A 12,539-nucleotide genomic window follows, 5' to 3' on the forward strand; every position below is an offset into this window, starting at 1 on the left:
CAGCCTGCAAGTATTTTCAACGCTTTACTGGCGTAAAACGCTCGTCGTTTCGACACTCGCCTGCCTTGACCGGCGATCGGTCGTCGGCCACGAAACGAAGCTGATCGGCACCCCCACCATAGCGTGCCGCTGGAATTTCCTGCACATGCGATCCCTGAACTGGCTGGCCACGCGAAACGGCCGCGTGAGTGCCTTCTTCTTCCTCTACCTCGCGGAGGGCTTGCCACTGGGCTTCGCCGTGACCGCTGTGGTCACCCAGCTGCGGCGGCAAGGAGCAGGGGCCGCCGAGATCGGCGCCTTCGTCGGTGCGTTGCTGCTGCCGTGGGCGCTCAAGTGGGCGTTTGGTCCCCTCATCGATACCTTCGCGATCAAGGGCCTGGGGCGGCGCCGAGGCTGGATACTGGCCTCGCAGGTGATGATGGCCTTGACGCTGATCCCGCTGATGTTCATCGATTTGCCGACGCAGCTGAGCCTGTTCAGCGCCGTCCTGCTGATTCATAACTGCTTCGGCGCCCTGCAGGACGTCGCGATAGACGCCTTGGCCTGTTCCACGCTTGCGCAGAGCGAGCGCGGAGTGGCGAGCGGAGCGATGCTGGCTGGTGCGACGCTCGGTCAGGCGATTGGCGGGGGCGGCGTGCTGTTCCTGAGCGGCTTTACGGGGTTTCAGCCGACTTTCCTCTTCGTTGCCGCAGCGATCCTCCTGGTCACCCTCTTCATCGCGTTGCCGATGAAGGAGGCGCCGGCCGATGCGCCGGCCGCGCTGGCCGGCTCCCGCTTGAGCGCGGCGGTCACCGCGCTGCATGACAGTGCGGTGATGTCGTTTCGTTCCCTGCTCAGCACACGAGGCGCGTTCGCCGGCATGCTCTTCGCGCTGCTGCCTATGGGTGCGATGTGCCTGGGGCTGACGCTGCAGTCCAATCTTGCAGTCGAATTTGGCCTGAAGGACGACCAGATCGGCCTGCTTCAGATCTTGGGCACCGTCGTGAGCGTGGCCACGTGCGTGCTGGGCGGGTGGTTGTCCGACCGCTGGGGGCGGCGCCGCGCCATGGCCACCTTCATTGCGCTGACGAGTCTGCCGGTCGGCTGGCTCGCCTGGGAGATGCAGGGCTATGGATGGGTCATGCCGCGCCCGGCGGGCACCTCGGCTGCGCCCGCGTCCCTCATCGCCGCGTTCCTGGTGGCCTGTTTCTTCTATGCGGCGTTCCAAGGGCTGGTGCTGAGCACTCGGTCCGCGATCTTCATGGACGTCACCGATCCAAGGACCGCCGCCACCCAGTTCGCCGCGTATGCGGCCCTGGCGAACGTTGCGACTGCGCTGAGCGCCACATGGCAGGGTGTGGCCATTGAAGCGTGGGGCTATCCGGTCACCATGACCGTCGACGTCGTCGCCGGCCTGCTGTGTCTGCTGCCGCTGGCGTTCGTGAGCACGCCCCGGACCATCGATGCAGAGGTGACTGGCGATGGCGGGGCAGCCGGACGGGCGCGCAAGCTGGCGCTGGCGCTGGGAGTCGGGTGCCTGGCGTGGCTGCCGGCGTGGCACGCGAGTGCTCAGCTCGGCGCGCTGCTGCCCATCGCCAATACCTTCTTCAGTTTGGTCTTCGTCTGCGCGGCACTGTTTCTGTTCGCGGGTACGCCGCTGCTCGGCGACAGCACCGTATTGCGAAGGTCGCGCTGGCTGGGGCTGGCACTGCTGGCCATGGAGCTGCGCCGCTTCGCAGGTAGCAGTGCCGGTGGGATGCAAGGCCTTGCAGGTGTTCCAGGTTTGGCGCTGGACGTCTATCTCTACGCGGTTCCGCTCCTGGCAGCAGGATGGCTGTCGGCGCTCACGCGCCGGCCGCAACTAACGCAAGGTCGTGGTCAACGCCCGGTGAGCGTGGGGGCCGACGCCTGAGTTAGGGCGCTTGCCCAGCCCGTTTGCATCGGGGTCTACTCAGACACACCGGTCGCAGCACAGTCAGCGCCTGTGCGCGGAGTCGCAATGACTTGCAGGCCCGCGCGTTGCATGTCGAGGTCGGCCCACCATCCGCCGGCCTCATGGGCCTGCGCGTAGTGCGCTTGGCCCATCTGCTCCCGAGCAAGTGCGATGGCCTTTTCTCGGAAGTACATCTGTGCGGTCAGCCGGTGCCCCCCGGTCGCCTGGTAGTGGGCATCCCCATAGCCGATCATGCGGGCGCCGCATTCATGTTGTCCGGCAAGGCAGGCGAGGTAGGCCAGGGCATCTACCCAAGCATGCAACGTGTCACTGCAGGCGTCTTCCTTGAAGCAGTCGCTCGCCAGGGCAAGCGCGCAATCAAGCCTGTCCGCCGCAAGGTACGCCCGCACGAGACTGATGGGCGCCCAATAGATCGCGCGCTTGAAGCGGCTCTGGCTCAGCTGCGCATAGAGCGTTTCTCCCAGTTCAACGGCTTGGGCGGCCTGTCCCTGTGTCAGGTAGGTGCCCATCAGCGCGCAAACAAGGCTCGCATGCCCAAAGGTGTCGCCTGCCGAGCATCGGCCGGCCAGACCCGCCGCCCAGGCGAAGTCCTGAGTGCGACCCAGGCGGAGGGAGCAATACATCACTGCAGCGGCACAGAACACACGCAGCTGAGCCGGAAACTGCGGCCCATCCAACCTGAGGATCTCGTCCAGCAGGGCGTTGATCAGCAGCTCGTCACCTTGAGCACGATTGAGGACAAACGCGCGTAGAGCCAAGGTCTCCATCAAGCCTGCTTCGTCCCCGAGTTCCCGGTAGCCGAGCTCGGCGACGTTGATCCAGCGGCTGGCCCTGGAAAGGTCGGTCATGGTCCAGTGGTAGATCGCTTCACGTAACCAACCGCTTCGGAGCGCCGCCTCTGGACAGCGCTCCGCCAGTGGCTCGGTGAGCAGCAGATGCCGTCTGGCTTCTGGGTCCCCGCCAGCACGCCGGAGCACGAAGGCCAGGCTGGCACTCAGACTCAACGCCATATCGTCGTCGCGCGCCAATGCCCATTGAAGCGCTGCGCGTGCGTTGTCGATGTCAGGCTGCATCGAGTCGATGGCTTCATCCACGGCGATGTGGCCCGCAAGGGCGGCGGCCCTGGCCCTAGTGAACATGCGTTCCACGGCAAGTGCGTGTCTTGCACGCAGGTCCGTCATTTCGTTACGCTCCTGGAGTTGCTCCATCGCGAAGGAGCGCGAGGTCTCGAGCAGCCGATACCGGGGCGACAAGTCGCCGGGAGCCACAACCAACGACCGGTCAATCAGCTCCGACAGCGCTTCCATCAAGCTCCACGGATCGGCCCCTTCGAGGTTGACCACTGCATCAAACAGTTCGGCGGAGCAGCTGCCGGCAAACACACCCAGACGGCGGAAAACCAACTGTTCCAGTGGCGAGAGCAGGGAGACGCTCCAGGACAGCGCGGTGCGGAGATTGCGGTGACGCTGCGGTGCGTCCCGCCGATTGGCGCTCAAAGACAAACGCCGCGACTCCAGCGACGAGGCCACGCCCCGCAAGCCGAGAACGGGAACCGCAGCTGCCGCGTATTCGATAGCCAACGGCAGGCCATCAAGCCGGCTGCAGATGTCTGCCACCAGATCAAGCGTCTGCTGATCGGCTACCAGGGATCGGCCCGCCTGCCAGCAATGACGCATGAACAGCGCTTGTGCCGGAGTTTTCAAGGCTTCCTCGAACGGCGTACCGGCACTTGCCACTTCCAGCGCCGGCACCTGCAGCGCCACTTCCCCCGACAGCTTCAGGCGCACCTGGCTCGTGACCAACAGACGGAGATGCGAACAGGCATCAAGCAGCGCATGAGCCACCGTCGCAACAGCGTCCACCAGGTGCTCTGCGTTGTCCAGGATCACCAGGGCGTGCGAGGACCGGAGCGCCGCTGTCAGATCCCTGTGTCCACCATCGTCGCCCAGCGTCACTCCGCAAGCCTGAGCGATGCTGGCGGCAAGCAATTCCCCGTCGGCGAGTGCTGCAAGTTCCACCCAGTAGATGGGCCGAGGGACGCCGTTCCGATGCATGCCGCCGGCCTGAAGTTCGCGCGCGAGACTTGTCTTCCCGGCTCCTGCCGGGCCAATGAGCGTGAGCAATCGCGCTTCTTCGAAGGCCGCATGCAGTTGCGCAAACAAGGCCTCCCGGCCCAGCAGTTGAAGCGCCGACGCGGGCGCCGGGCCCGGTTCTACCTCTTGGGCGTTGTGGGCCGTGGCGTTCGCGACACGGGCGGTGAACTGGTAGCCACGCCCAGGAATGGTGGCGATGACGTCGGGCCCCAGGATCTTTCGGACCGCGCTCATGCAAACGCGCAGGTTGGCTTCCTCCACCACCGTGCTGGGCCAGACGAGCGACATCAACTCGCGCTTGGACACCACTCGCCCCCGGCGCTCGATCAGGGCTACCAGGAGATCAAACGACCGGGTACCAAGGCTCACCGCCTGACCTGCGCTCAGTAGTTGGCGGGTATCGAGGCGCAACTCGTGGGCGCCGAAACAGATGCGGTTTCCTGCCGGTTCGATACTGGCGGGCGCGGGCGCGCCCGTTGGACTTTCGTGCATACCTCTGTGCCGCCTTGCAAAGATGCATTTTCCTACAAGCATGGTCGGCACCGGCGAACTGGGCATCCACCACGTGTCTGAGCCAGATTCAGGGCGGCGCCTGCGCGCAAATCACCAAATGGGGCAGGCAGGTGGCCCCCTATACCAAGGCACGATGGTCCGGCGGGTGGGCTACCTCTAAGCTTTGGGCTACATCGCGACATGACCGCAATGAAGTTTGTGCAAAGAGAGGCGCCATGTTTTCCGACCAGTTCCACCGCATCCGCGTTCGCGTCGCCCATCGAGACCCCGTCGTTGCGATCGGCCTGAAGACGGTGTTCTCCCGCCATCCGGACATTGAAGTACTTGACGAATCAAGCACCAGTGCCCCCACGGTGAAAATCACTGAGGCCGAGGTGGTGGTGACCGATTACGACCGCGGGCTGCACCTCGCACAGCGCCGCGGCGGCGCTCTGGTGCGCCCGTACGGCAAGCGCGGTTCAGACGGGGCGCGGGTGCTCGTGCTGACCGGCAATGACCGTGAACACGACGTGCGCAGCGCCTTGGAGGCCGGGGTGGAAGGCTACCTGGAAATGGGCTGCGACCCGCAGGAACTGTTGACCGGCGTGCGGCAACTCGCAGGGGGATCTTGCTACCTCAGCGCCCTGGCGGCGCAGCGGGTGGCAGCCAGCATGGGGCGCTGCCGTCTGACCGAGCGCGAACGCGAAGTGCTCACACTTGTTGCATTCGGAAGAAGCAACAAGGCGGCGGCGCTGGTCCTCAAGATCACCGCCGGCACCGTGAAGGCCCATATGAAGTCCATCCTCAGCAAGCTCGGGGCGCGGACCCGCACGCAGGCGGCCAGCATCGGCCGGGAGCGCGGCCTGATTGGTGCACCCCACCACCGGGACTGAGCCTGTCTCGGTGGATTCACTTTTACAACCAACGGGGTCCGCACTAGGCGCTGAACATGAGCCCCCGGGTGAGGCGTTTGCATTAGCAGCTTGACCAGAGCAGGGCTTGCTGGGTCAATACACACAGCGCGAATTCGTCGAACATTCCTGGGTAAGGCTGGTAGCGTGCAAGAGAGACGGATCGTGCTGTCAGAGATCGTCCAGCGTTCTCCGCTCAATAGGCGAAGAATGTCGAGGCAATTCGTCAAACTGTGGCGAATGGTCACCAATAAATAGCTGGACAGCGCTTGATCCACATGAATGGGCCGTCCAGCTATATTCGTGACCCCTCACGGTTGTAAGGGCACGGTTTTAGTCGGACAGCTCACGAAAAACCTGTCTGCAAAGCCTCGATATCGCTGGACCGTCTACCAGCGCACATGGAATAAGCCCTTGATTCATCACGAATCAAGGGCTTTTTTGCTACTGGCGAGATGGGGATGTCGACGGAAACCAGCAGCTCCCCATCGACTTCGTCGAGCATCTCCTGCAGCGCCTGCAGCGCCTGCAGTGACGCGTCGCGCCGCTTGATTCGCCACGGGTTGGTTGGACATCTCAGCGCCCCAAACGGCGGGCGGCCCTCACACGGTATGTCGATGACCGACACCTGACCATCGATGACAACTGGATCGAGAACCAGAACGTGCGGCCGCGATCATGAGGCTTGTCCAGTCGACCAAGTCGAACGGATTCGAGCCACGCGCACTCGAAAGCCGCTCACACAGTGGCCCCCGCACAAGGCCAGCCGGGTTGGCGAACGGCTGCCTCATCAATGGGTGCCAAGCGGCGGCTGGCTACAGGCGTCAAGAGACGACGGCCGGACGCGCAGACGGCCATCAGCGCACCGTGAGGACCGTTCCAGAACGAAAGGCTCCGAGGCTCGCGTCCCAGGACTGCGCCTTCGCGGCGTTATCCGCGTTGGCCGGCCGCACGCTGTAGCGCACGTCGCTGCGCAGCGATGCCGCACTATCCGGGAGTGCGAGCAAAACGTCGTAAGCACCTGTCGGCGTGCCGGTCGGCACCGTGAACCGGGCCGATGCTCTGCTGATGTTGTTGGGCAGCCAGGTGCGCGGATCGATGGTCGGCAGCGCGATGCGGATCACGGCGCCGGTCGTGCGGTGCTTGAGCACCAGTTCGACCGAACGCGGGTTGAAGGCGCGTGCCCAGCCAGTGTTCCGGACGGTGATCACAAGGTCGCCGGACTGGCCTGAGGACAGCGCATTGGTGTGCCGCAGGGTCGCCAGCTCGAAGCGATAGCCCATCCGGCGCTTCACCTCGGCCATGCAGCCTTGTGCCTCCCAGCGGGAGTGGAACAGCTCGCGGTAGTAGCTGTTGTTGAGGTAGGTCAGCCCGTACTGCTGGCCTTCGCGCAGGATGTCGTCACACGTGGTGCGCGGCGTGGGGTTGTTCTCATCCGCGGGGTTGCAGGTTTCGCCTCCGAACGGCGCCACGGTGCCGAGGGCGGCGACGTAGTCGCGCTCCTTCTGGCGCGTGGTGGCGTTCTCGCTGTAGGTGCCGACGTCGGTCGTCGAGGCGAGGAAGCAGTCGTTGTGTACGCCGACGCGGGAGGCTGAGGAGCCATCGCGCCAGCTGGGCGTCTGCGGCGCCCACTGCATCAGGTAGGCGGGGTAGCGGAGCTGCAGGAACTTGTCGGCTGGCAGAGCGGCCAGCAGGGCATCGCGGATCTGCGTACGTGGGCCGGTGGCTGTGAGGTTGTTGGACGAGGTGTGCCATTCGCCCCAGGCGCCGACGAATCCGGCCTGCAGGTAGGCGATCACGTCGGCGTTGGCGGCCAACACCGGTTTGAGCTGGTCAATGTGGCCGAGCACGCGGTCGAGAGGGGCGTCCTTCACGTTGCGGTACTCGGTTTCGTTTGCCGGGTAGTTATAGAGGAAGCGCGGCACGAGCTTCAGGCCCGCGCGCCTTGCCTTGGCGAAGCCGTCACTGAGCTGCGTGAGCAGGGATGCCGGCAAGGTGGTGCTGGCGTAGGCGTCCAGCCTCACCGGTGCATATATGAGGCGGTAGCCTGCCTTGAACTGCGCATTGGCGTCGTCCTGAGTCCACTGCAGCAGGTTGTCAGCGGCCCACACGTACATGCCGCGGTCCGGGTTGGGGATCTCGGCGGTGCTGACGGTGAAGTCGGTTTCGACGGCCGAGGGTGCTGGTGTCGGGGCTGGGGCTGGGGCTGGGGCTGGCGTTGGTGCTGGTGCTGGTGCCGGCGCTGGCGTTGGGGTTGGTGCCGGCGCGGGCGTTGGTGCCGGGGATGGCGCGGGCGCCGGAGTTGGAGCAGGCCCAGGAGCCGGTGTGGGGGCGTTCAACCGCCAAGCTTGACGTGCGTTGGTGGTACTGCACGTGGCAAGTGCGAAGCCCACGGCGCCGACTTGCGCTGGCGCGGTCAGGCAAAGGTTGTTGCCAGCCAGTTTGAATTGCGCTGTGGCGCCGCCTGAGAGCGGGGTGCGCTGGAAGCGCTGCAGCGACTGGCTGGACTTGCATTCGGCGAGCTCGACGAACGCGTTGTTCCGGGCGGCCGTCGCGGCGACGCACAGCCCGGCTTGGGTGTTCTTGAGCGTGAACGTGCTGCTGTTGGTGCTGGTCGGGACGAAGGCGAAGTCCTGCAGGGAGCTTGCGCTGCATTTCGACAGGCGGATGTCCCAGGTGTCGATCTTTGCTTCCAGGCAAGTGGCTGAAGGTTGGGAGACGAGGGGCGCGGCGGTCGCGAAGGCCGGTGAGAGCGCGAGCAGGCCGGCGCTGAGGCATCCTGCGACGAACGGGAGCGTGCGCTTGGCCGGTGATACGTTCGGCGGCAAGGGGCAAGGGGTGGTGATGCGCATCGCGGATCCTGGAAGGTGGCTGGAGTGTTTCAGCGCACGGGCCGGGTGGGCGCCGCGCTTTTAGTTCCGTGGAGTCTAGGTCGGCGGTGCAATGCGGCTTACGACGCAGCGAGGTAACACGGCGTGATGTTTGTTATGAACCGCCCCGGGATTCCGCGGGGGCCAGTTGGTTTAAGTCAGGCTGCCGCGGCGACGGTTGGACTGCCCTTAGTCGGGCAGACAACCTGTCCCTGTCCTTTGAGCATCGGAGGCAGTCAGTAGGCACACCGAGGTTTACCCCGGAACTCAAGGAAGAAGCAGTCAAGCAGGTGACCGAGGGTGGGTACTCGGTCGCAGAGGTCGCAGCCCGGATCCGGGTGTCGGCACACAGCCTGTACAAGTGGGTCTCCACCAGCAGGCTCTGGTTTTCGGCCCCGCGCGCAGATTTTTCGTCCAGGCGGCCCCGCAGCACCGGCCCGATCAGCAGGCTGAGCAGTACGTACAGCGGCAGGGCGATCAGGACGATCCACGTCAATGTGGCCCTGTAGCTGAACATCACGGCAATGAAAACCACCGAGAACTGCACGTCGAGCACCAGCGTGAGGACGTTACGGTCGCTTACGCCGTGCTCCACGCGCTTGCATTTCTGGTGGCCACAACGGCGGCGCGACATCAGGTCTCTGTGGCGATGGGCTTGCCGGCTATCGATTCGGGGAGGGCGCTGCCCCTAGGGCGAGACTGAGCCCTAGCGGTCAACGCGTCTGCGAGATGCAGGTTCTTTCACCGACCTCCCGCTCGCCTTGAGCAACCGCCCTATGCGATGAAGCCAGCGCGGAACGCGGCCCCTCCCGAGGCAGCGTTCGCGCTCGCGATGGAAGCAGCCATCGCGCAGTCCAGGGTGGGGAACCGCCATCCTTGCAAGGACGCGGCCCCACGCACCCGGCGGCGGCTCCACCGCCGCTCAGTTAAAGCTCGGCGATCCGCTCTCCGCGTTGGTCAGCGTCTTGGCCTTGAAATCAATCACGAAGTGGCCACTCGGCTTGCCCGAGCCCAGCCCCTTCAGGATCGAGAACACCTGCTTGAACTGATCCTGGAACGCCACCTGCACGGCGTTCTGGTCAGACAGCTTGTCGCCGATCTTGACCGGCTTGACCGGAGCGGCCGGGAAGGCGCTCATCAGCAGCTTGTACTGCTTGACGCGCTCGGCACCCATGTCGCGCAGGGAAAGCTCGCCCGCGTAGACCGTGCGGTGGAAATCACCGTGGAACTCATAGGCGCTGACCTTGGCCATGGCGTCGAAATCCACGCCGGCTGCCGTGGCGAGTTGCCGTGCCTTGGCGGTGGCCGTGGCCCAGTCGGCCGCGAGTTGTCCAGCCGGCGCAGGCGCACCCGCGGACGCGTCGGCGGCATAGCAGGTGGCTGTCAGCGGGATCACGCCCGTCTGGTCCTTGAGCTGCGCGATGGTGACCGACGTCTGCAGCTGCGACATCGTCAGCATCTGCGCCAGGTTCAGGCTGGTGGCGGCTTCCTTCATCTCGCACGGCCAGTATTCGTCCATGAAGCGCAGCCGCGAAAGTTCACCGAAATAAAAGCGCGTGAAGTCACCGTAGCTGGTGGTGTCCAGCACCGCGCGGTTCCAGCGCTTGGCCACGTCGGCCGGGACGGCGCTCGATTGCAGGTACTTGTATTCCGTCTCGTAATGGGGGAACAGCTCCTTGAACCGCGGCACGTTGTTGACGGCAATGGTCTGCACATCGACCGTGTCGGCCGCCTGGTAGGTGACGATCTTGTACGCCGCGCCATACACCGCCAGCGACGGCGACTGCACATTCACCAGGTAATTGCCCGACGCATCGGTGATGTCGTTCGTCCCGTTGAAATGCATATGGCCGCCGATGTGCAGACGCAGGCCGGTGGCCGCCACTGCCGCCGCCGTGGCCGCCTCGGGCACACGCGCCGTCTGGAAGGCGCCCGACTTGAAGACCGCCTTCATCGCATTCGTCTGGTTGGCGTAGAAGTCCATGGTCGGGTAATGCGAGAACGCCATGAGCTGTTTGCCCTGGGCCTTCGCCCGCGCGCTGACCGACTGGATCCATTCCATCAGGTGGCGCTTGTGTGTCAGCACCTTGTTCCAGCCCGCATTGCCGGCGCCGTCGAATCCCTTGAAGTTCTTGGGATTGGACGGATCGAACCGGGCATTGGGCAGGTAGACGTTGGCGTCGATGCTCAGCAGCCACACACCCTTGACCGGCTCCACCAGGTAGCTGGCGTCCATCACGGTGCTGCACTTCGTGTAGGGCTTGCCCAGCGCCGACTCACCGGCCGCCTTGTACGCGCCGCCTTCACCTTCGGCGCAAAGCTCGAACTGGCGGTTGGCGGCGGTGGCGCTCTTCTGGGCCTCGGCCAATGAGTACTTGCCATCCGGATAACGGCTGAACGGCGTTTCCCAATGCAGGTCGCCGGCCTGCGGCATGTAGCCGAAGTCTGCCAGTTTGGCGATCAGGGCGTCATAGCCCAGTTCCTTGAGCTGATCGGTGCAAGCCACCGCCGGATCACCCGACTTGCAGCCGGCATTGCCGGTCGCATAAACCTTCTGCTCCTTGCCCTCGCGGGTCAGGAAATCGTTCTTGCCGGCTTCGTCGTCGTCATACGGCTCGTTGGGATCGTGATTGCCCGGCGCAATGAAAAAGCGCATGCCTTTGGCCTGGTACTCCTTGAGGATCGCCGCAATGCCGTCGATGTTGACCGGCTGCGCATCGTCCGAGAAGTCGCCCGGCAGCGCGACCAGCCGCACGCCCTTGGCGAAGGCGTCGTCCAGCGCGGCACGGAAGGCAAAGTAGTTCTCGTTGAACAGGCGCGTCGAGGTCAGCTGCGCATACATCGTGCGGATGGTCGCGTTCTTGCCGTCCGCAGTCGGGATGCCGGTGTAGGCGGTGGTCTTGAAATCACCGTAGACGTCTTCGAAATGCACATCGGTCATGAACGCCACGGGCGTCGAAAACGCGGCGGGCGGGGCACTCGGCTCGCTGCTCTTGGTGTCACTGTTGCAGCCGGCCAGCGAGGCAGCAGCCAGGGCCGTCAGTGCGGCCAGGCGAGGGGTGGAGAGCATAGGAAAACGCTTACCGAATGGAAAGCGCGCATGGTCGGCGGCCGGGGTGACGTGGCCGTGACAATGCGGCGTCGCCCACATGACACCCATACCCTGCGCTGCCAGTTCGGCATCGGCGCTGCTACTTTGCCGACGGCGACGGCCGCTTCAACGCCCTCGACCCCAACCGCATCGACCCAACCACCGTCGGCACGACGATGTACATTCACCGCGGCGGCACGCAGGCGTCGGGCAACACCTGATCCGCCGGCTGCCAGACCATCCCCAACGATATCTATCCGCGCCTCCTCGCTTCCATGGGCCGGATCTCGTCGTTCCACCATGTCCTCGTCGATGGCTACTGACCACCGCCTGCGCAACGCCGCCCTGCTGCTCGCGACCGCCAGCTTCGCCACGCTGGCAAGCTGCGCAGGCCTCAGCGACCAAGTGCAGCCGTCATCGCCCACTGCGGCTGCCGAACCGGTCGCCAGCACCTGCAGCTTCGGTGCCTTCGTCGCTGAGACCGATCCCGCCGGACTCAATGTCCGCGCAGCGCCGAACGCCACCGCCAAGGTCATCGGCAAGCTGCCCCCCACCTTCGTCGAGCCGTCGATGAACGACGGCGTGCGCGTCGAGGTCGAGGTCCTCGGCGCGCGCAACGGCTGGTTCCTGATCCGCAACGCCACAGACAACGAGGTCTTGACCGACCGCCCCGCGCGTCCGATGTACGCGGGCGAAGGCTGGGTCAGCGGCAACAAGCTGACCGTGAAGTCACAGGCCGACGTCGGTCGTGCGCAGCCGAACCTGAAAGCAAAAGCCGTGCTGCGGGTCGGCGACAACGAGACCTTCGACAGCGACGTCCTCATCGAGGCCGGACGCCTCGCCGACTGCACCGGCAAGTGGGCTCAGGTGGAGTTCGTCGATCAGCGCGTCCCCTCCAAGCATCGAAGCTCGCTGAAGGTCGACGCCGGCGCGCGCGCCGGTCTGCCGGCCGGCCGCTTCCGGGCCTGGGTAAACCGGATCTGCGCGATCCAGGAAACCAGCTGCGACGGCCTCGCCAGCGACAGCGACGTCGACACCCAGCCCTGACCGCGCTGCCACACGGATCAGCGCAACAGGGCCTGGGTGGGTAGAGCCGGTGTCGGCCGCGTTCGACGCCCCCCCTCCGCAACAACCAGGCTCGTCGAGCGC

The 12,539-nt window shown here is 65.1% G+C and carries 7 protein-coding genes and 2 pseudogenes; 4 read left to right on the plus strand and 5 right to left on the minus strand.

Annotation, left to right across the window (positions count from 1 at the left end; translation table 11 throughout):
• Positions 1-145 precede the first annotated feature (145 nt).
• On the plus strand, positions 146-1,891 hold the full coding sequence (locus N4261_RS00060) for an MFS transporter (protein ID WP_261758165.1): 1,746 nt from the start codon (positions 146-148) through the stop codon (positions 1,889-1,891).
• A gap of 35 nt (positions 1,892-1,926) precedes the next feature.
• Here N4261_RS00060 and N4261_RS00065 read toward each other — a convergent pair whose 3' ends face one another.
• Complete coding sequence (locus N4261_RS00065; protein ID WP_261758166.1) at positions 1,927-4,518, minus strand: ATP-binding protein; 2,592 nt, start codon at positions 4,516-4,518, stop codon at positions 1,927-1,929.
• Positions 4,519-4,754: 236 nt separating this feature from the next.
• On the opposite strand from N4261_RS00065, the gene N4261_RS00070 reads away from it, so the two are divergent.
• Positions 4,755-5,411, plus strand: a complete 657-nt coding sequence (locus N4261_RS00070) for a response regulator transcription factor (RefSeq protein ID WP_261758167.1) — start codon at positions 4,755-4,757, stop codon at positions 5,409-5,411.
• Positions 5,412-5,775: 364 nt separating this feature from the next.
• Here the strand turns inward: N4261_RS00070 and N4261_RS00075 are convergent, their stop codons facing one another.
• On the minus strand, positions 5,776-6,057 hold the full coding sequence (locus N4261_RS00075; protein WP_261758168.1) for a hypothetical protein: 282 nt from the start codon (positions 6,055-6,057) through the stop codon (positions 5,776-5,778).
• A 229-nt stretch (positions 6,058-6,286) separates the two neighbouring features.
• The gene (locus tag N4261_RS00080; protein WP_261758169.1) at positions 6,287-8,281 is read right to left on the minus strand and encodes a DUF4832 domain-containing protein; all 1,995 of its coding nucleotides are present in this window, start codon (positions 8,279-8,281) and stop codon (positions 6,287-6,289) included.
• A 230-nt stretch (positions 8,282-8,511) separates the two neighbouring features.
• On the opposite strand from N4261_RS00080, the pseudogene N4261_RS00085 reads away from it, so the two are divergent.
• A pseudogene (locus tag N4261_RS00085) lies at positions 8,512-8,667 on the plus strand (transposase); the annotation flags it as partial.
• A gap of 56 nt (positions 8,668-8,723) precedes the next feature.
• Here the strand turns inward: N4261_RS00085 and N4261_RS26125 are convergent.
• Together N4261_RS26125 and N4261_RS00095 are read right to left on the minus strand one after the other, a co-directional pair.
• Positions 8,724-8,933, minus strand: a pseudogene (locus N4261_RS26125) (ABC transporter transmembrane domain-containing protein); the annotation flags it as partial.
• 288 nt (positions 8,934-9,221) lie between these two features.
• On the minus strand, positions 9,222-11,369 hold the full coding sequence (locus tag N4261_RS00095) for a metallophosphoesterase family protein (RefSeq protein WP_261758170.1): 2,148 nt from the start codon (positions 11,367-11,369) through the stop codon (positions 9,222-9,224).
• A 321-nt stretch (positions 11,370-11,690) separates the two neighbouring features.
• Here N4261_RS00095 and N4261_RS00100 point away from each other — a divergent pair, with 321 nt between their 5' ends.
• A complete protein-coding gene (locus N4261_RS00100) occupies positions 11,691-12,437 on the plus strand; it encodes an SH3 domain-containing protein (protein ID WP_261758171.1) in 747 nt (248 codons plus the stop codon).
• The last annotated feature ends 102 nt before the right edge of the window (positions 12,438-12,539 follow it).

It is taken from the genome of Roseateles amylovorans (assembly GCF_025398155.2).
Classification (GTDB): Bacteria; Pseudomonadota; Gammaproteobacteria; order Burkholderiales; family Burkholderiaceae_C; genus Roseateles; species Roseateles amylovorans.

What these genes read in the sequence shown, in the direction of transcription:
- N4261_RS00070 (WP_261758167.1), top strand. Translation starts at nt 4,755, where the DNA reads ATGTTTTCCGACCAGTTCCACCGCATCCGCGTTCGCGTCGCCCATCGA.
- N4261_RS00060 (WP_261758165.1), top strand. Translation starts at nt 146, where the DNA reads ATGCGATCCCTGAACTGGCTGGCCACGCGAAACGGCCGCGTGAGTGCC.
- N4261_RS00100 (WP_261758171.1), top strand. Translation starts at nt 11,691, where the DNA reads ATGTCCTCGTCGATGGCTACTGACCACCGCCTGCGCAACGCCGCCCTG.
- N4261_RS00065 (WP_261758166.1), bottom strand. Translation starts at nt 4,518, where the DNA reads ATGCACGAAAGTCCAACGGGCGCGCCCGCGCCCGCCAGTATCGAACCG.
- N4261_RS00080 (WP_261758169.1), bottom strand. Translation starts at nt 8,281, where the DNA reads ATGCGCATCACCACCCCTTGCCCCTTGCCGCCGAACGTATCACCGGCC.
- N4261_RS00095 (WP_261758170.1), bottom strand. Translation starts at nt 11,369, where the DNA reads ATGCTCTCCACCCCTCGCCTGGCCGCACTGACGGCCCTGGCTGCTGCC.